Source organism: Streptomyces hyaluromycini (genome assembly GCF_002217755.1).
In the GTDB taxonomy this organism is placed as follows: domain Bacteria; phylum Actinomycetota; class Actinomycetes; order Streptomycetales; family Streptomycetaceae; genus Streptomyces; species Streptomyces hyaluromycini.
In genome coordinates, this window is record NZ_BCFL01000029.1 from 260556 (window position 1) to 278272 (window position 17717).

23 protein-coding genes and 2 tRNA genes are annotated in these 17717 nt (G+C 66.6%); 6 read left to right on the plus strand and 19 right to left on the minus strand.

What is annotated here, in order from left to right; genetic code table 11:
* Nucleotides 1–28: 28 nt before the first annotated feature.
* Nucleotides 29–1426, minus strand: a complete 1398-nt coding sequence (locus tag SSP29_RS57250) for a DUF6421 family protein (protein WP_089105877.1) — start codon at nucleotides 1424–1426, stop codon at nucleotides 29–31.
* Nucleotides 1427–1839: 413 nt separating this feature from the next.
* Between SSP29_RS57250 and SSP29_RS40250 the strand changes: the two genes are divergently transcribed.
* Entirely contained in the window at nucleotides 1840–2523 is a 684-nt protein-coding gene (locus SSP29_RS40250) for a glycerophosphodiester phosphodiesterase (protein WP_089105878.1), read from the plus strand.
* Nucleotides 2524–2538: 15 nt separating this feature from the next.
* On the opposite strand, the gene SSP29_RS57255 is transcribed toward SSP29_RS40250, so the two are convergent.
* Nucleotides 2539–3078 (minus strand): GNAT family N-acetyltransferase, encoded by a 540-nt coding sequence (locus SSP29_RS57255; RefSeq protein WP_089105879.1) that lies wholly within the window; start codon nucleotides 3076–3078, stop codon nucleotides 2539–2541.
* Between the two features lie 289 nt (nucleotides 3079–3367).
* Here SSP29_RS57255 and SSP29_RS40260 point away from each other — a divergent pair, with 289 nt between their 5' ends.
* Nucleotides 3368–3760, plus strand: a complete 393-nt coding sequence (locus SSP29_RS40260) for a VOC family protein (protein WP_089105880.1) — start codon at nucleotides 3368–3370, stop codon at nucleotides 3758–3760.
* Nucleotides 3761–4300: 540 nt separating this feature from the next.
* Here SSP29_RS40260 and SSP29_RS40265 read toward each other — a convergent pair.
* The 6 genes from SSP29_RS40265 to SSP29_RS40290 form a co-directional block, all read right to left on the minus strand.
* Nucleotides 4301–4507 (minus strand): hypothetical protein, encoded by a 207-nt coding sequence (locus SSP29_RS40265; RefSeq protein ID WP_089105881.1) that lies wholly within the window; start codon nucleotides 4505–4507, stop codon nucleotides 4301–4303.
* Nucleotides 4504–4779 carry a DUF7848 domain-containing protein gene (locus SSP29_RS40270; RefSeq protein WP_089105882.1) on the minus strand — a complete coding sequence of 92 codons (276 nt, stop codon included), beginning with the start codon at nucleotides 4777–4779 and terminating at the stop codon, nucleotides 4504–4506. Before SSP29_RS40270 ends, SSP29_RS40265 begins: the two co-directional genes overlap by 4 nt.
* Nucleotides 4776–5087: a hypothetical protein gene (locus tag SSP29_RS40275; RefSeq protein WP_089105883.1), complete on the minus strand. Its 312-nt coding sequence runs from the start codon at nucleotides 5085–5087 to the stop codon at nucleotides 4776–4778. Before SSP29_RS40275 ends, SSP29_RS40270 begins: the two co-directional genes overlap by 4 nt.
* 91 nt (nucleotides 5088–5178) lie before the next feature.
* The gene (locus tag SSP29_RS40280) at nucleotides 5179–6030 is read right to left on the minus strand and encodes a helix-turn-helix domain-containing protein (RefSeq protein ID WP_089105884.1); all 852 of its coding nucleotides are present in this window, start codon (nucleotides 6028–6030) and stop codon (nucleotides 5179–5181) included.
* Between the two features lie 12 nt (nucleotides 6031–6042).
* A complete protein-coding gene (locus SSP29_RS40285) occupies nucleotides 6043–6567 on the minus strand; it encodes a DUF6879 family protein (RefSeq protein WP_089105885.1) in 525 nt (174 codons plus the stop codon).
* Nucleotides 6539–6781 (minus strand): hypothetical protein, encoded by a 243-nt coding sequence (locus tag SSP29_RS40290; RefSeq protein WP_089105886.1) that lies wholly within the window; start codon nucleotides 6779–6781, stop codon nucleotides 6539–6541. Before SSP29_RS40290 ends, SSP29_RS40285 begins: the two co-directional genes overlap by 29 nt.
* A gap of 598 nt (nucleotides 6782–7379) precedes the next feature.
* Here SSP29_RS40290 and SSP29_RS60465 point away from each other — a divergent pair.
* Together SSP29_RS60465 and SSP29_RS40305 are read left to right on the plus strand one after the other, a co-directional pair.
* Nucleotides 7380–7742, plus strand: coding sequence for a hypothetical protein (locus SSP29_RS60465; protein WP_150135849.1), 363 nt, complete (start codon nucleotides 7380–7382; stop codon nucleotides 7740–7742).
* Between the two features lie 225 nt (nucleotides 7743–7967).
* Nucleotides 7968–8825: an inositol monophosphatase family protein gene (locus SSP29_RS40305; RefSeq protein WP_089105888.1), complete on the plus strand. Its 858-nt coding sequence runs from the start codon at nucleotides 7968–7970 to the stop codon at nucleotides 8823–8825.
* 166 nt (nucleotides 8826–8991) lie between these two features.
* Here SSP29_RS40305 and SSP29_RS61015 read toward each other — a convergent pair whose 3' ends face one another.
* The 8 genes from SSP29_RS61015 to SSP29_RS40345 all read right to left on the minus strand — a co-directional run bounded on the left by SSP29_RS61015 (nucleotide 8992) and on the right by SSP29_RS40345 (nucleotide 15061).
* Nucleotides 8992–9117 carry a hypothetical protein gene (locus SSP29_RS61015; RefSeq protein ID WP_275539782.1) on the minus strand — a complete coding sequence of 42 codons (126 nt, stop codon included), beginning with the start codon at nucleotides 9115–9117 and terminating at the stop codon, nucleotides 8992–8994.
* On the minus strand, nucleotides 9114–10247 hold the full coding sequence (locus SSP29_RS40310) for a terminase large subunit domain-containing protein (RefSeq protein ID WP_150135851.1): 1134 nt from the start codon (nucleotides 10245–10247) through the stop codon (nucleotides 9114–9116). The genes SSP29_RS61015 and SSP29_RS40310 overlap by 4 nt, the downstream gene beginning before the upstream one ends.
* A gap of 8 nt (nucleotides 10248–10255) precedes the next feature.
* On the minus strand, nucleotides 10256–10720 hold the full coding sequence (locus SSP29_RS40315) for a phage terminase small subunit (RefSeq protein ID WP_089105889.1): 465 nt from the start codon (nucleotides 10718–10720) through the stop codon (nucleotides 10256–10258).
* 490 nt (nucleotides 10721–11210) lie between these two features.
* A complete protein-coding gene (locus SSP29_RS40320; RefSeq protein ID WP_107436339.1) occupies nucleotides 11211–11810 on the minus strand; it encodes a bifunctional DNA primase/polymerase in 600 nt (199 codons plus the stop codon).
* Nucleotides 11811–12065: 255 nt separating this feature from the next.
* Complete coding sequence (locus SSP29_RS40325; RefSeq protein WP_089105891.1) at nucleotides 12066–12317, minus strand: hypothetical protein; 252 nt, start codon at nucleotides 12315–12317, stop codon at nucleotides 12066–12068.
* A gap of 573 nt (nucleotides 12318–12890) precedes the next feature.
* Nucleotides 12891–13196 carry an HNH endonuclease gene (locus SSP29_RS61395; protein WP_089105893.1) on the minus strand — a complete coding sequence of 102 codons (306 nt, stop codon included), beginning with the start codon at nucleotides 13194–13196 and terminating at the stop codon, nucleotides 12891–12893.
* Between the two features lie 203 nt (nucleotides 13197–13399).
* On the minus strand, nucleotides 13400–13756 hold the full coding sequence (locus SSP29_RS40340) for a nuclear transport factor 2 family protein (protein ID WP_167450112.1): 357 nt from the start codon (nucleotides 13754–13756) through the stop codon (nucleotides 13400–13402).
* Between the two features lie 51 nt (nucleotides 13757–13807).
* Nucleotides 13808–15061, minus strand: coding sequence for an IS256 family transposase (locus SSP29_RS40345; protein WP_089105895.1), 1254 nt, complete (start codon nucleotides 15059–15061; stop codon nucleotides 13808–13810).
* Nucleotides 15062–15357: 296 nt separating this feature from the next.
* On the opposite strand from SSP29_RS40345, the gene SSP29_RS40350 reads away from it, so the two are divergent.
* On the plus strand, nucleotides 15358–15717 hold the full coding sequence (locus tag SSP29_RS40350) for a DUF4352 domain-containing protein (protein WP_089105896.1): 360 nt from the start codon (nucleotides 15358–15360) through the stop codon (nucleotides 15715–15717).
* Nucleotides 15718–15768: 51 nt separating this feature from the next.
* Here the strand turns inward: SSP29_RS40350 and SSP29_RS40355 are convergent.
* Nucleotides 15769–15841, minus strand: a tRNA-Pro gene (locus SSP29_RS40355).
* Between the two features lie 249 nt (nucleotides 15842–16090).
* A tRNA-Thr gene (locus SSP29_RS40360) sits at nucleotides 16091–16164 on the minus strand.
* A 34-nt stretch (nucleotides 16165–16198) separates the two neighbouring features.
* Here SSP29_RS40360 and SSP29_RS52655 point away from each other — a divergent pair.
* Nucleotides 16199–16387, plus strand: coding sequence for a hypothetical protein (locus SSP29_RS52655; protein ID WP_145969008.1), 189 nt, complete (start codon nucleotides 16199–16201; stop codon nucleotides 16385–16387).
* 602 nt (nucleotides 16388–16989) lie between these two features.
* Here SSP29_RS52655 and SSP29_RS40365 read toward each other — a convergent pair.
* Nucleotides 16990–17586, minus strand: coding sequence for a hypothetical protein (locus SSP29_RS40365; RefSeq protein WP_145969009.1), 597 nt, complete (start codon nucleotides 17584–17586; stop codon nucleotides 16990–16992).
* Nucleotides 17587–17717: the final 131 nt, after the last annotated feature.

Below are 17717 nucleotides of genomic sequence, written 5' to 3' on the forward strand. Positions count from 1 at the left end.
TCTTGAGCCGTGTTCCGGTGCCGGTCGCTCACGCGGCGACCGGCTCGGCGCTGTCCGCCGTGATGCCCTTGGTCTCGGCGATCACGTTCTTCAGTTTCTTGGACAGGGCCTCGTAGAACATGCTCAGCGGAAACTCGTCCGGAAGCACGTCGTCCACGAGCTTGCGCGGCGGCAGCGTCAGGTCCAGGGCGTCGGGACCCTTGGCCCACTTGGAGCCGGGGTGCGGGGCGAGGTAGGTGGCGACCAGCTCGTACCCGGCGAACCAGTGGACGAGCTTCGGGCGGTCGATGCCGTCCTTGTAGAGCTTCTCGATCTCGGCGCACAGCTGGTTGGTGACCTGCGGGGCGCGCGCCCAGTCGATGGCGAGCTTGTTGTCGGTCCATCGGACCACGTCGTGCTTGTGCAGGTAGGCGAAGAGCAGCTGGCCGCCGAGCCCGTCGTAGTTGCGGACCCGGTCGCCGGTGACCGGGAAGCGGAACATGCGGTCGAAGAGCACCGCGTACTGCACGTCACGGGCCTGCGGAACGCCGTCGGCGGCCAGCTTCACGGCCTCCTTGAAGGCGGTGAGGTCGCAGCGCAGCTCCTCCAGGCCGTACATCCAGAACGGCTGGCGCTGCTTGATCATGAACGGGTCGAAGGGCAGGTCGCCGTGGCTGTGGGTGCGGTCGTGGACCATGTCCCACAGCACGAAGGCCTCCTCGCAGCGCTTCTGGTCGTGGACCATGGCGGCGATGTCCTCGGGCAGGTTCAGGCCGAGGATACCGACGGCCGCGTCGGTGACCCGGCGGAAGCGGGCGGCCTCGCGGTCGCAGAAGATACCGCCCCAGGAGAATCGTTCCGGCGCCTCGCGTACGGCGATGGTCTCGGGGAAGAGGACGGCGGAGTTGGTGTCGTAGCCGGCCGTGAAGTCCTCGAACTTGATGCCGCAGAACAGCGGGTTGTCGTACCGGGTGCGCTCCAGCTCGGCCAGCCAGTCCGGCCAGACCATGCGCAGCACGACCGCCTCCAGGTTGCGGTCCGGGTTGCCGTTCTGCGTGTACATCGGGAAGACGACCAGGTGCTGGAGGCCGTCCGCGCGGCCCGCGGCGGGCTGGAAGGCCAGCAGGGAGTCGAGGAAGTCGGGCACCCGGAAGCCGCCGTCGGCCCAGCGCCGCAGGTCCGCCACGAGCGCCCGGTGGTAGGCGGCGTCGTGCGGGAGCAGCGGGGACAGCTCTTCCACGGCCTCGACGACACGCCGTACGGCAGCCTCGGCGTCGGCCGGCGCGGGCGCGCCCTCGGCGTCGAAGTCGATCGCCCCGTCCTTCGACTGCCATGGCCGGATCCGCTCCACGGAGTCCTTGAGGACGGGCCACGCCGGGTGCTCGACCACCCTGGTCACGGGAGGAACCTGCTCCTCCGAACCCACCTGCACAAGAATTTCCGTCATGTCCCATCCTCCACGGGAGAAGCTTCCGTAAGGACACCGTATGCATACGGGGTTTCTCCCAGCAAGGGGGCACTCGGGAAATTATCCTGCGGCACCCCTTCTTCACCGCGCTTTTTCCTGTGCGAAACCGCGAAGGCGCTCACATTCACTACGGCCGGTGACGAGGTGTCAGCTCCGGGGGGGCCGTATGGATCCGGCCGGTCAATGCGCGGCGGGACGCGCCCACCACCGGGTGACCGCCGACCGGGGCACGGGCCAGGTATCGCACACCCGGCGCGCCAATCCCCCCGTGTACGTACGGGTTCATCGCGACGGGCGGCCATTAGGCTGCGCCCAGCCGCGTGGACAGCGACGTCCGTCGTACGGTTCGCGCGCCTGCCCCACCGCCGCCGTCGACGGAAGCGAGTTGAATCTTGAACTTCCTTACCATCGGTCACCGCGGAGTCATGGGCGTCGAGCCCGAGAACACCCTCCGTTCCTTCGCCGCCGCCCAGCAGGCCGGCCTCGACCTGATCGAACTCGATCTCCACCTCAGCAAGGACGGCGCCCTGGTCGTCATGCACGACGCGGAGGTGGACCGCACGACCGACGGCACCGGCCCGATCGCCGAGAAGACCCTGGAGGAGCTGCGGGCGCTGGACGCCGGCCGGGGCGAGCGGGTGCCGGTGTTCGAGGAGGTCCTGGACTCGGTGCGGACCCCGTTGCAGGCCGAGATCAAGGACGTGGCGGCGGCCCGCGCGCTGGCCGAGGTCATGCAGCGCCGGGACCTGGTCTCCCGGGTGGAGGTCTCCTCGTTCCACGACGAGGCGGTCGCCGAGATCGCCCGGCTGGTGCCGGGGGTGCGCACCGCGCTGATCGCCAGCCGCTACGGCACCGACGTGGTGGAGCGGGCCCGGGAGGCGGGGGCGGCGACCCTCTGCCTGAACATCCGGCGGCTGACCCTGGAGGTCGTCGAGCACGCCCGCAAGGCGGACCTGCGGGTGCTCGGCTGGGTGGTGAACACCCAGGACGATCTGCGGCTGGTGCGGGCCCTGCAGCTGGACGGCGCGACGACCGACTACCCGGAGATCAAGCGCACCGCCCGCTTCACCGCGTGAACGCCGGCCCGCACCTCACACCAGCGGCTTGACCAGCAGCTCGAACTGCAGGTCGTCCCGCTGCGGAATGCCGAAGCGCTCCTCGCCGTACGGGAACGGCGTCATCTTTCCCGTACGGCGGTAGCCGCGCCGCTCGTACCAGGCGATCAGGTCGTCGCGCACCGAGATCACCGTCATGTGCATCTCCGTGACGCCCCAGTCCTCGCTCGCCTGACGCTCGGCCTCGGCGATGACGACCTTGCCGAGGCCGCCGCCCTGGAGGGCGGGGCTCACCGCGAACATGCCGAAGTACGCGTGGTCACCACGGTGTTCGAGCTGGCAGCAGGCGACGACCGCGCCGTCCCGCTCGACGACGAGCAGCTTGCCGTCCGGCGCCTTGATCACTTCGAGGACGCCCTCCGGGTCGGTGCGCTGCCCCTCCAGGATGTCCGCCTCGGTGGTCCAGCCGACCCGGCTGTCGTCGCCCCGGTAGGCCGACTCGACCAACGCGACCAGGACGTCCACGTCGGCGCCGGTGGCGTCGCGGAAGGTCAGTCCGGTGGCGGTGTTCTCCATGGGCGGGTTCTCCGATCTCAAGCACGACTGAGCCGGGCACGACCCTATCCCCGCGGCCCGGCTCCGCTTCCCGGCTCCCGGGCCACCGGGTGCCGCCGCCGGCCGCCGCCCGAGGCTTTCGCCCCCTGGCTGCCGATGCCCGCCGCCCGGCCTCCTGGACGCGCATCCGCCGGTGCCCGCGACGACTCCCGCCCCCGGCCGTCGGCTCCCGCCACATCCCGGCTCGCGACTCCCGGCGCCCAGCGCCCCGCTCGTCCCGATATGGCCCCTGCCGCTACGCTCCGGTCGCATGGTGCATGTACTGAGCAGCCGTACGCTGATCCACCCCGCCGACCCCGAGCGGTCCCGCGCCTTCTACGGCGAGCAGCTCGGCCTCGCCGTCTACCGCGAGTTCGGTGAGGGTCCCGAGCGCGGCACGGTCTACTTCCTCGGCGGCGGGTTCCTGGAGGTCTCCGGGCGGTCGGGCACCCCAGCCCCGCCGGCCGTACAACTGTGGCTCCAGGTCGCCGACGTCGCGGCGGCGCACGACGAGCTGGCGGCGAAGGGCGTCGAGATCGTGCGCCCGCCCGTGAAGGAGCCGTGGGGCCTGGTCGAGATGTGGATCGCCGATCCGGACGGATGGAAAATTGTTATCGTAGAGGTGCCTGAAGATCATCCCATCCGATACCGTCCGGGCATCTGACCTGCGGAAACGAAGAAACCCCGCCCTCCCTGGCTCCGTGGACCAGGCAGGACGGGGCTCTGACGCCTGGTTCACTCCTCCGGCAGGCTCTGAAAGAGAAGTGCGGCACCCAGGCGCCACGTCCGCCACGCTGTTCCCCGGACCCCAGTCCGAAGGGCGGACGCAGATTTTAAAGCCCCGCTCACGGGGCCAGGCGGGACCTGTGAGCGGGGCAGTACCGCCCCGGGCAGTCCGCATGTGGGAACGGACTCCTCCGACGGGCGGCGCCTCGTCCTCCAGAGAGGCGCTAACCAAAAGGCAGGACGAGAAGCGTTGGCCGGACACCTCCCCTGCCCTACGGCGGAGGCAGGGGAGGCCTTCCGGACGCTGCACAGCCACGAAGGCCGACCAACCGTGCAGCAGCCTCTTTCGCGGCCTTGGATGGCTCAGCACACCGCGTAGGAGGCTCGGACGCTGGCGGGGTACCGAGCGAGATTTTGCCGACCTCACCCGGCCCCCGCCGCGCCCTCCGCAGTCGACGAACGGGCGCCGGCTGCGGGTCTAGGGGGTGGGCGATGCGTTCCAGTGGTACTCACCGTGCCGCTCGCCGTCGAGCATCAGGTTGGCCACGTGGTCGTCGCCTTCGTGCGGCTCCAGACGGCAGGAGACCGTCACGCCCTCCCAGTTGAGTCCGGTGACTTGCCGCTCCCGCCGGACGAACCAGTAGGGCAGTGTCCTCGACATGCCGCAGACATCCGCGCTCGTCATGTCGTCCGCTCCGGCTGCACGCTCGGTACGACGCGGAAGTTGGTCTGGCTGACAGTGCGGTACCGCGTATGGGTGGGGTACTTGGCGTTGTGCTCAAGCGCCCACTCATCGGGATCCTGCGTCACCGGATCCTCTCCAGGGCCCTCAACGGCGCCCTTGGCGTTCATCCACTGGTGCTCGATGCAGTTGACGCACTCGATCCAGCTACGCCCTGGCAGTGCGCCTATTTCAAGCCGGGACTTGACTTCGGGGTACGGGTCGGGCGACGTCATACCGCCACCTCGTCCACGTCCTCAAGACGCATCCCGCGACTCTCGGCAATCCGGAGTACAGACGTCAGAGACTCCGTCGCGCGCAGTAGTGCGTACCTGACTTCGGCGTGCGTTGACAGGGGGTTGTCCAGCACCTTGCGGGCCGCTTTGAGGACTGCCTCCCCGGAACCGAGTTGCTCCTCCTCCAGGCCGTCAGCAAGTCGAGAGATGAGGCCGTTGGGGTCGTCAGTCTTCAGTAAGCACCACTTGCCGTCTTCGGACCAGGGCAGAAGACGAGCCCCCTGTCCTCCCAGTGATTGAATCGTCATCCTCGCGCCTCCGCCTAAGTGCTTCTGTCCTTCGACGGTAGGCGCGCAAGGGGGCGCAGTTCCACGGAGTTCTACGAAGTTCTATGCAACTTCAGTCGAGCGAGTCAATCGCCGACGAGATCAGCCCGCGGGCGTCGGCACCGTAGACCGCAAGTGCGGTCATCTCCTCGAAGGCGCGTGCGTACATCGCAATTTCCCCAGGGGCTGTCACGGTGATACCGGCCGTGAGGAGTTCGACGGACACGCGCTCCTCGTCGAAGAGCGTGAACGTCTCCAGCGTCCACATGGGCCGCTCCCGTCCGGCAGGGATGATGCCGACAGAGACGGCCGGCAACGCCATGACGGAGAGGAGATAGCCCAACTGTCCAGCCATGACTACGGAGTCACCGACGACGTGGCGGAGGACCGACTCCTCCAGGAGGAGACCGAACCGTCGACGTCCGTCACGGATGATGTGCGAGCGATCAATGCGTGCGGCCGCAGCCTCGTCGACGTCCTCCGGCGTTCCGTGCACGCGCGCGATGTTCCCGAGGAGTGCGGCGGCGTACTCGTACGTCTGGACAAAGCCGGGGATGACGCTGGAGCTGTAGACGCGGAAAGTCCGCGTCTGCTCGTACAGCGGGATGCGGGACTCCTGGAGCCGTCGCAATCCGCTCCGCTGGACACGACGCCACTCCAGATACATCGAGTCAGCCGTGCGGTTCGCGGCAAGGAGATCCGGGATCCTGTCCTCTGCATCGCAGGCGACACACCAGGCGCGAATGTCGGCGTCGGACGGGGGTGTTGTGGCGCTCTGCAGTCGGGACACCTTCGAGGGCAGCCATCCCGTTCGGTCCGCGACCTCCCTACCCGTCAGGCCGGCATCACGCCGGATCTCTCGGAGCTTCTCCGCGATGGCGCGGCGGGCCTCGTCGAGGGCAGCAGACGGGTAGGGAGATTGCATGGCCAGGGACGCTCAGACCTCGAAGTCCGCGTGAGGGATGGCACGCTCCCACACGGCTTCGAACGCCTCAGCGTGACGCTTCACGACGTCGGGTGCGTCCTCCATGACGTCCTCGACGAACCGTCCGTCTCCAGCGAACAGGCTGAAACGGATCAGGCGGTTGTCGAAGATCCACAGGTCGTTGCCAGGGATGAGCAGATCGGACGCCAGACGTCGAGGGAGCCATCTGACGTCCTCGCCGGCCGCAACGTTCTGCGGCGTGCACGAGTGCTCGTACCGGATGTACTCCCCCACCGGCTCGGAGACGACGCGAGCGCGACGCACCACGACGCCGCGACCAACCGCGTCCGACACGGCGCTGTGGAAGGAGTTCCACCACGTCGGCCGGTCGTCGAGAACGTACCGACTCCCTGCACGCCAGGCCGCGAAGTCCTCGTCTTCTTCGGCGACCCCGTAGACGTCATGCGTCTCCAGGTGGACGGCAGAGAAGCGACAGCCTGCAAGCAACTCAGCGAACGGGGGAACGTTCCGCGGCATCGAGCGCCTCCCTGATCTGCTCCGCCATGCGGACGGGCAGCCTGACGACCGCCTCCGTGTCGGGGATCGGCCCCGTGACAAGGCATTCTGCCTGAAGTGCCTCGTCGGCCTTCCACCCCTGGACTACGAACTCTTGCTTCTCCTCGTCGAGCCACACCGTCGGGCAGTGGTCGCCGTTGGTCTCGGGGTCTTTCCCGAAGAACCGTAGCGTCATGATGACCTCCGTTGTCACGCGGATTGCGCAATGTTCTACGAGAGTCACGCCCACGGGGCCGAAGCGTCAAGAGTGCCTACCGCCGTCTCGTACAACGCACGAAGCCCCTACCGGACGAGCGACCGGCAGGGGCTTCGTACATCGGGCGCAACGTCCTGCGAGGGGCGGAAGACACAGAACGCTGGGTCTCCAGGTGTGCCCTGGTGTGACTGAGCGCTTCTGTTGGCCACTCTGAGCGTCACAGTTGGCCGGAGGACAGCGATGGATTCAGGTAGCTGATGCCGGTTTCGATTAAGTCGACCGCTATGTCGGGTTCATCGGCTGTGCTGGGCTGGTGGAGGTCTCTACGGGGCCCTGCGGGCCGGTGTGGTCGCATACGTGCGGGCTGGATGATCTGATCGCGCCGTACGTGCTGGATGAGCAGGTTGCTGAGCATCTGGAGGTCGGCGAGGGCTGGTCTCGGCGGTGGAGTGCGGTGTGGAAGTCGTCGGACGCCGATGTCGTCTGTGCGGTACGAGAGCTGGCTGCCGTTCCGACCAGCATCACAGTGCCGGTACGCCGATTCACGTGGCGGGCTGATCAGCGTCACCGTCCTGGGTTGAAGTACCTGCAGGCCACGGGCCGGATGCACGGCTTCGAGAGCCTGGCTGAGCGTCGGCTGCTGCTGGCCGTCGACTTCGTGGCGAGCGGGGACGAAGTGTTGTCGCAGCCGTTTCGTCCGCGGTTCTCCTCGAAGGACGGCAAGGGGGAGCACATCCCGGACTTCCTGCTGGTCAGCGGCGAGGGCGGCTGGCTGCTGGACGTCCGCCCCGCCCACCTGGTCAAGGAGCGGGATGTGCTCCGGTTCGCCGCCGCCCGGCAGGCCGCGCAGGCTGCGGGCTGGCGGTATTCGGTGGTGACCGGCTGGCGCCGTGAGGTCATGACGGGCCTGGAGACGCTGTCGGCCGGCGGCGGCCGTTGACGGACCCGCTGGGGCTTGGCGACCAGGTGCGGGAGCTTGTCGCGGAGCGTCCCCGACGCCTGGGTGAACTCGTCGAGGCCACCGCGGTCCCGCCGGTCGCCCGGGTGCACGTGGTGCATCTGCTCTGGCATCGCAGGCTGGCGGTGGATCTCGCTGCACCGCGCATGGACGTGTCGGCTCGGCAAGCAAGGTGATCGCACAAGGCTCGATGGGAAGGCCATGGGTATGGCAAACGCGACGGATCTGGCCCTGGCTCACCATCTGGCTGACCTGGCCGACGGCATCGCCCGCCGCTACTTCACGGCAGCCGGTCTCACCGTCCACACCAAGAACGACGGAAGCCCGGTCACCGACGCCGACTGGGAGATCGAACACTCCCTGCGCTCCGAGATCCGCCGACGGCGTCCCCATGACGCGTTCATCGGCGAGGAGTACGGAGAGCGAGGGAAAGCTCGCCGCCGTTGGATCATCGACGGCATCGACGGAACCGCGAGTTTCGTCGCGGGCGAACCAGAATGGAGCACCCTGATCGCCCTCGAAGACCACGGCACCATCACCTTGGGCATGGTCTCCGCGCCCGCCTTGGGCAGCCGTTGGTGGGCCGCGCCAGGTGCCGGCGCATGGACAGGACCCAGCCCCTCCCGCTCACCAGCACACTCACGCAGGCTGACGATCACCCCTGGTGGCCATGGTCACGACGCCGTTCTCGGCATCTGGCCGCCCCCTCACCGACTGAGCGAGCCGCACCGAGCCATCGCCGCGAAACTGGCCGGACACACGGCACGGACCCGTCCCGCGCTCGACTGGTCCGCAGCAGAAACCAGCACGCCACCACCCCGGAAACCGTCCACAGGATCCGGCACCTGCCACGGCGGCCTCCTCGTCGCCACCGGCCAGCTGGACGCCTTCCTCCTGCTCGGGGCCGGCCCCTGGGACATCGCCGCTCTGATCCCCATCGTCCAAGAAGCCGGCGGCGCATTCAGCGACCTCGCAGGTCAACAGCGCACCGACACAGGAGCAGCGTTGTTCGCCAAGCCCGCCATCCATCACGAGCTCCTGGCCGTCATCATCTCCAGCACCTGAGGCCAGACCGCCACCCGACTCTTGAGCACGGAGCGGCCAACTGAAGCACTCAGTCACACCTGGCGACATCGCTGACTGTACGCGGGCGGGTCAGGTATTCGCAACAGTGTTCGAATATATGGATACAAGACAGCCCCCGTCGGCACGTCCGACGGGGGCTGTCTCCTCAGTACTTGCCGCCTCGCGCGGCCCGGACGATCTCCAGGCACTCCGGGCACAGCGGGTTGGCTCCGTGGGCATAGCGGATGGTGGGCTGGTGGCATCTTGCACAGGGGCCGGTCTGGGAACTCATGCCCTCAGCGTACGACCGTGCTGGGCGTCCTTCGGTGTCAGTCCCGCTCTGGCAACGTTCACGGCCTGTTGGCGGTAGAGGCTCATGCCTAGGTTCGTGCCGTCCATCTGCTCCAGGTCCCGGGCCACCTCGTCGCGGACGTGCTGACGGTGCGCGGCGACGAGGGCAGTACCGTCCCAGCCAGCCCGCTCGAAGAAGTCCAAGAGATCCCGCTCCGCACCAACGGGCTCTCGTCCCTCCGCCTCGTCGGCCGCGCGGAGTTCATCCTCGTCCTTGAGGTTCTTGCAGATGCCGTACCGGTGGTCGTAGAGGAGTCGAGCGCGACCGCGCTTCTTCTTCCCCTCACGAATGGCCTCAGCCTCTTCGTAGGTGCGTTCCGCTACGGAATCCTGCCCCGGGGCGAACATGGTCGTTGTTTCCAAGTACCACGTTCCGGCGCCCTTCTTCCTCTTGCGGAGGTTACGGGTAACCGTGGCGTACATGCGCCGAAGTTCCGGGGTGTTGTACAGGTGTGTTTCGTCAAAACACACCCACGTTTCCTTACCACCATCCTTCGACGAGGACGACGCGGTCGACGGAGTTATCTCTCCGCCGTCAGGGAGATTGATCTTCGTCAATCCGGGGTCTACGCCCGGGATTTGGGAAAGGGGTGACGCCTCGTCGGTCAGGTTGAAATAGATGGTGTCATAGACGTTTCCGGTCTGGCCTTCCTCCGTCGCCATGATGCGGAGGTAGGGGACGCGAACCGGCCGGCCCATCGGCTCGCCTGGCTCGTAGACGTACTCGAAGCCAAAGCCCCACGGGTCGCGGTAGACCTCCCCGCCCTCAGCCCAGCCGGCGAAGCGACAGGGGCCGAACGCCTCGAAGAGGCCGATGCGGGCGCCGAGACCAGACTTGTCGCAGCCCTTCGGGCGGGAGAAGAACGCTGAGTCGTACAGCATCTTTCCGGCGGGCTCGTCGACCGCGTAGCAGTCGACTACGAATCCGGTGTACTCGTCACCGTGGCGCACGGGTTCGCCCTGGACGTCGCCAGGACCGTGCACGACCATAAATTCCATCCACGCGACCGCCATCCACCCGAGCGAGCGGGAACGGTCGTGACCGGGGGCGCGCACGGTTACGTGCGGCACGCGGTCTCCTAGCCTGTGAGACGCGCCCTGCGCGAGTTGATGTCAGTCACTCCGTCGGAGCGCTGAGCGGGCCGCTGAGGGGCGCTCGTGGGGTCGTCGACCTTCAGCTTCAACCGGGCTCTGTCCTCCGGCGTGGCGCCGAACTTGGCAGCTCTCAGCCGTACTTCAGAAGCGAACTCCCACCGGCCCTTGGCCCACATCGTGTGGTGCATGAGCGCGGTGTCGATAAGGAAGTCCCAGTCGGTTGCGACGAAGGTCTGTGCAACTGGCGACGTGCGCCAGGAGTTCCACCACGCCACGGTTCGGGGGTGCCACTCGACCAACAGGCCCGTGTCCTCGTCGACACCGAGCACGCCCTCCGGCAGTTCCGGACCGCGGAGTTCGTCGTCAGGGGTGAGGACCGTGTCCGGCTCCGAGGCGTTGCGTCGGCGCCGCTTTGCGGGGTCTTTCGGGGCGGGTCCGCGGCCTGCCATCGATCCTCCTTTTCACTACTCCAAAACCGGATACCGCGAAACTTGGACTACCGACTATTAGGGTTCCGCAGTAATGTTCAGTGCTTGCACCTTGAATTTGATCAGGTCTACTAGGACAATTGAAGTGTTCGGACTGTCAACCTCTTCTAGATCTCTCCTTAGTCGCCCGCCTTCGGGAGTCCCTACCATTCACGGACTACCCGAGATGGCGGCACGTCCTCCCGATGGGGGCGGTGAGTGATCGAAGGGAGGATGAACAGTGGAGATGCTCCAACTGATGCTGGCGATTGCCGTAAGCAGCGGTCTCACGTGGCGAGTTGCGATAGACGTACACGTACGTCGCAGCGAGTCTCACAGCGCAAATCAGGCTGATGGGAGAAAGAAGAAGCGCTGTTCCAAGTGCGGCCGTAAGTAAGTGCCGGACACCGGGGTGTGCCGGAAGAAGAGCGGTGTGCCCCGACCCGGCGGGGGTCCAGGCCTCCGCTCGGGGCTACCTCAAGAGCGCCGACACAGCAGCCGACACGTTCGCCAGAGTCAACGGTGCGTTGCCATGTCGGCGCCCCGTCATTGCGATGTACCGGCCAGTCCCGTAGACCTCCACGGCCGTACCGTCGGGGCGACGCAGCTTCCGTCCCTGTCGGACGTACGCGCGGCCCCAGATGTGCAGCCCGTCGCCGGACGGGGAAACCTCTACGTAGGTGGCTCCCGCGTCGCGGACGATTGCTGCGGCCCACGGAGCGAGTTGCCCGGTAAGCGGGTTCACGCAGTGGTCCAGGTCGAGACAGACGATGTCGTCCTCGTCGCTCAGGACGAAGCCCAGACCGACGCCGGCCGTCGAGGCAGTGGCGTCCTTGTGCGTGCTCCACGTCCGCGGGTCGGTCGAGGACGCCGGCATGCCGCCGATCGTCAGCGGCCTCTTGTCCGCGGAGCGCCGGACCCACCTGTCGCAGGTCGTCAGCTCTCGGGGAGTCGCGTCGTTCTTCGCCGCGCGGTGAGCGGCGACACGGCAACGCGTGGAGCAGAAGCGCGCCCGGTGCGAGTGCCTCGCGCCGAGGTGCTCCGGGCACCATTCGCATTTCCGTGTGTTCATGGGTCCCATTCTAGTGCGGCCGGTAACGGTAAAACAATGTCTGACCAGGGACTTTCTAACATGTTGCGCAACCGAAGCTCTGTGCGCCCGAGTGCCGCCTCGGGGGCCAAATCAGTCCAGGGAGCCGACGTTCGAGCCGCCAGCGGGCGCCTGTGGCGTCCTCGTCCACTTCCCCCAGACCCGTACAGACAGCGACGCCCAGCACCTGTACGGTCTTCATACCGGGCCGGTGGGGGATCACCCCCTGGTTCTGGGCTAGTCGATCTTCGCTGCGAAGCCTGCGCGAGGTTCTCGACGCTCGCCGTCAGCGTGCTCGCCGCGGATCTCCAGGCGACTCGGGATCAGCGTCAGCGTGATCTTCGTGACGTCATCCTTCGTGCCGACCACGATCTTCGGGGCCTCCGCAAGCCTGCCAACGTCGACACCGTTCACGGAGACGCGGGTGACGACCACGCCGTCCGCGCCTGTGTCGTCCGCCTCCTCCAGCACCACATGGGCTCCGCTCATGGGCTAGTCCTCCAGCGCTGAGTGTGCGGTTGCGGGGCAAGCCGCTGTCTTTCGCACATGGCGCGGACCGTGCCTCTCGTGTCGTTGTATGGTCTTATCTACTGCCCACGGCATCGCCAGTTGGAAGGCTGGCCGCTGAGACCAAGGTGCCTGAGTTGAGGCGTGCTCCGTACGCCTAGCTGACCGCGCTCTGTGGAGCAACGAGCAGTAGCAGGCGGCCTGATAGGGCCTCGATGACCCGTCTCGGGAGACGGACCCGGTGTGCGCGGACACCGCTTGGGATTGCAGGCAGCCGCCTGCGTCGTCGGGGTTGTCGTTCCTGTGGGCTTCAATTCCCCTCGCATGCGGCGTCCACCGTCTCGAAGGGGTTCCACCCGTGTGGGCCGTAATAGAACAAGTCTCCGTCGGTGCGCCTTGGTTGCTGCTTTGCGTCGTCGGGCTGACCACCCAGGCGATCCTTCTGTCACTCCTCATTTCACTGCGCAACACAGACGCTTCGGAGCGCCCGGAAATCATCAGGGCGCTTGCAGAACTGATGCACTTCTGGCGGAGGCGGTAGACGTCACTCGCGGGCTAGCCCTCTAGCGCTGGGTGGGTCTGCTTTGGTCGCTCTGTACACACGCGCGTGAGGGCTGCTGCATGACCTCCCTCACTGCTGCTCTTCTGTCGGTGGCACCACGCGCACAGCGCCCTCAGGTTGGCCATGCTGTGATCGTCACCGGGCGCTATGTGGTCCACGTCAGTGGCTGGTGCTGCGCACATCTCGCCTGTGCTGAACCGCTCCTGACACTGGTAGTTGTCCCGCCTCAGCACCCGTGCTCTGAGCCGTGCCCAGTTCCGTGGAAGGCGCGCTCTGCGTGTGCTGCTCTGCCACACCATTGCGCCTCCTCCTCGCACGCCTGTGTCTTACGCTGTGGCTCCGTGTGGCCAGGGGAGGCCACCGCTTCATGGGGGTGCGCTATGCGCAGGTACGTTCGTCGGGCCCGTGTGCCGGCCGCAGCTCTGCTGTGTGCGGCAGTGCTGGCAGGGTGCTCGTCAGGTGGGGGGATGGAGCAATCGTCAAGAGTTGTGGATCGGCAGCGTCAGGGAGTGTTCCGGCGGTAGGTCCACATCTCGGCCATCTGACCGGCGCGGAGTTGGATCAGCCAGATGAGATGGCTGTCGATGGCGCCTGGGCGACTTTCGTGGCCGACGCCGCCGACCACGGACAGCAAGTCGTCGGTGCCGAGGATGGTGTCGATGTGGAATCGGAGTCCTGGTCGGCTGGCGTGGGTCTGCGTGACGGCGCGTTGAACGTCGGTGGGCCCGGTCACCTCTGGGTGTGCGTGGTCGGTCCAGTCCGGGCTCAGTACTTCCGGAGCGATCGAGGTGTCGCCCGTGTTCCACATCTGGAAGTACCGCTGCACGACGTGGTGGGAGGGGGCCGCTTGCGCGTCCATCGGGTTCTCCTTTGCTCCTGACGGGGACAGCATGCGAGATGAACCGTAAGATCACGCGGCTCGCGTGTCTGTCCGTTCGGCCAAGACGCCGTTCTCGAATCGGGCGCCGGAGCGGACGAGTGCAACGAGGTGGGCTCCCGTGATCGCTCGCCAACGAGCCTGGGCGGACTCGACGAGTTTGAAGACCATCGCGAGTGCCGCTGCTTGGCTGCCGGCCCCGCGGGTGACCTTCGTTCGCAGTTTGACGGTGGAGAATGTCGACTCGATCGGGTTCGTGGTTCGCAGGTGGATCCAGTGCTCGGCGGGGAAGTCGTAGAACGCGAGCAGTTCGTCGCGGTCGTCGGTGATCTTCGCGACTGCCTTGGGGAACTTGGCGCCGTAGGTCTTCGCGAACGCGTCGATCGCCTTCTCGGCGTGGTCTCGGCCCTCGGCGTTGTAGATCTCCTGCATTGCCTTCGTCGCGCCGGGCTGCGCGGACTTGGGCAGGCAGTTGTTGACATTACGGGATTTGTGGACCCAGCACCTCTGCGGCCGCGCGGCCGGGAACACCTCGACGAGCGCCCGCCACAGGCCCATGGCGCCGTCGCCGACCACCAGCTCGGGGTCCCGCATGCCGCGTCGGCGGCAGTCGCGCAGCAGGTCGGCCCACGACTCCGTGGACTCGCGCAGGCCCTCGGCCAGAGCGATCAGCTCCTTCGTGCCGTCCAGTCGCACGCCCAGGAGGACCAGCACGCACGAGTGCGCCTGGCCGAGGCGGACCTTCGGATGGACCCCGTCGGCCCACACGTAGACGAAGTCTCGATCGGACAGGTCACGGACCTGGAAGGCAGCGTGGTCGTCGCTCCACTGCCTGGTCAGCCGGGTGACCGTGGCGGGCGACAGGCCGGCTGTGCCGCCGAGGAACTGCTCCAGGGCGGGCACGAAGTCTCCGGACGACAATCCGTGCAGGTAGAGAAGTGGCAGCACCTCGGAGATCTTCGGGGATTTGCGGCACCACGGCGCGAGGATCTTGGAGGAGAACCGCTTGCGTTCGCCGGTGGCGTCGTCGACGCGTCGGTCGTTGACCCGCGGGGCCCGGACTTCGACCGGGCCGGCCGCGGTGACCACGGTGCGGGGCCGGTGGTGGCCGTTGCGGACCACCAGACGGTGCCCGCGCTCGTCGGTCTCGGCAGCCAACTCGGCTATGTACTGGTTGACTTCCGCCTCCAACGCGGCGGCCAGCATTCGCCGGGCGCCTTCTCGCACGATCTCGTCGATCAGGGAGCCGGACTGGGTGGAGCCATCATCGGTGACTACGCTGAGCACGGGCGTGCCTTCCCGACCCGCGCTGCGAACGCGGGCCTACTCGGAGACCATCAAAGGATCATCGGGAAGGTACGCCCTCCGCGTTCCTTCCCGGAGTCGATCCACAGGTCTTGAGCATTACTCGTGGGGATGGCAGTGATGCCAGTGCGACTCACGCGGCCGTCCAGGACGCCCCGCAGGAGCCGTCCAGTACGCCCTCCTCCGCAGCCCCCGCGCCGGTTCTGAGCGTTGGCCAGACGGGCACGTACGCCGTTGGCGAGACCGACGATTCGGGCGCCTTCAAGGCGACATCGACGATGTCCGTCACGGTCGTCAGCGCGAAGTACGTGACGCCAGCGGAGGTCGGAACGACCAACAAGCCGCAGGGGCAATACGTCGAGCTGACGCTCACGATGAAGGACACAGGCAAGTCGCCGGCACGGGTGATGACGTACGGCAACCTCAAGTGGGAGGACTCGTCGACGGCCGCGCAGGACGTCACGACGCTCGAAGGCGTCGGTACGGGCGCGAGTCTCGACACGGAGTACAAGCCTGGCCAGTCGGTGACCGGAAAGCTTGTGCTCGACGTCGCCCGGAAGGGCGGAGTCTTGAGCTACACCTACACCGAAGACCCGGACGCGGAGGCTGTGTTCAAGGTGAAGCTGCCGTCCGCGTAACGTCGTGCAGCCCCGTCCCCGGGGATCTCTCCTCCCAGGGTGGGGCTGTTGTCGGGACGGAAGGATTCGAACCTCCGACTCCCCGCTCCCAAAGCGGGTGCTCTGACCGCTGAACTACGTCCCGAACGACGTGCACTCGCACGCCAGTTAATAGATACTCGCTCTGGTGCCACCTCCGGTTGATCGGGGGGACGGGCCGGGCCTCCTGCCGCCGCGCGGTTGCGTGGCCGGACCCGGATTCCCCCAGAGAGGAGGTGGAGAGGTGGAGATTTTGGCCTTCACACTGGCGATGGTGCTTCTGCTCGTCGTAGCAGTTCGCAACTAGCCCGCCATGGGCGGCATGCTCGCGAAGCATGCCGCCCACACTCGCCAGAGCCCCCGGCGCGAGTCGAACGCGCGACTTCCGTCTTACGAGGACGGCGCTCTGACCAACTGAGCTACGGAGGCGTGACGTCACAGCGAGGCAGTAGAGTCCGCCACCATGACGAACGCATTCAGCATCGACTCGACGCCAGGACTTGAGAACGCCGTGAACCTGGAGATCTACATCCCCGCGGAAGCTTGGGCCGCACTGAACAACGGCGAGAGCTGGGTTGGGCACACAGCGAACGGTGAAGTCGAGTCCGAGACCATCGACATCAACAAGGTGACCATCAGACTCGGTGGCTAGCCCCTGGACGTCGAGCGGAAACCTCGGGACGGCCGGAGCCGCTGCAACCGCGCCTCAACCCGGAGGAGAGAGCGGGGAGCGCAGGAGCGGCGCCGGCCGTCAAGGAGTGGGGAGCGGTCGCCGCGCCAGTCGCCGGCGTCGCACGTCCTCCCCCTCCTACTATGGTTATGGGGGAAGCGTTAGGTCTTAGCGATCTTTGTACGTCCTCCGCAGGGCCTGGACAGACCGAGGGCCAAAGTGTCAAACAAACCCCCTATTTCTAAACTTCTCTAACGCGTGTAGAGAGAAAATGAAAACAGGGGTTTGTTTGGCCATTTGGCACCGAGACTGACCCAAGAGGCAACACCCAGTAACGAATCCACAGAAATTCGTCACGCTGTGGAGTTATCCACAGGGCCCTATGGATGAGGCGGAGGTTGCGCGACGTCGAGGAGGGTGGCTCAACGGTCGCCAGACCCCGAAGGGTCGCCACGAGCACCCGTCAAGCCGTGATGAACTTGTAATCATCTTCGCCGTCCTCCGTCTCCGCCGGCTTGCGGAGTACACCCCCCAGACGTAGAAGAGCCCCCGTCGGGATGATCCGGCGGGGGCTCTACTTCTCGCTAGGACTCACGCTCCTGCGCGAGGATGTCGGCCAGCTGTTCCGCCTCGGGGTCACCGTGTTCGCCGATCTGAAAGTCGAAGCGCGCCTCATCGACGGCGTAGCGACTGCCCTTCCGGCCCTGACCCACCGTCAGCAGCGCGCCCGCGTCTAGCAGCATCCGACGTCTGCCAGCGTCGTCCTTGGCGTGCCACGTGTCCGCGTACGTTCGCCCAGTACGCACTACCTCGGTTGACGGAGGGCGTCGAGGAGTCGCCTCCAGCTCAGCGAGTCGTGTCTCCAACGCGGTCGCCTTCTCTTCCCAGATCCGACGTCCGGCCTCAGACCGGAACCGCCCGGACTGTTTCATGTGCTCTTCCAACTCGGCTGATACTTCGTTGATCTCCGGCCCAGGGTCGTAGCCAGCGACTTTGCGGGTTTCGATGACCTCCCACGAGCCGACCATGCCCAGGAACTTCCGGGCAACGTACTCTTCAGCCCACTCCGCCTTGATCGTGGATGGCTTGTCGCACTTGCGCCCCTGCGAGGGAGCTCGGCAACCGTAGACGTTTGTCTCCTCTTCCCGGATGCCTTCGTGTAGTACATGCGTCCGCCGCACTCGGCACAGTGGATAACCCGAAGGAGGAGGGCGTTTGTGTCGCTCCTCGTCACCGGAGCCGTGTCACGTTTCCTGGCGTCGAGGAGCGCACCGACGTTGTCAAACTCCTCTCTTGTCAGGATGGGAGTCTC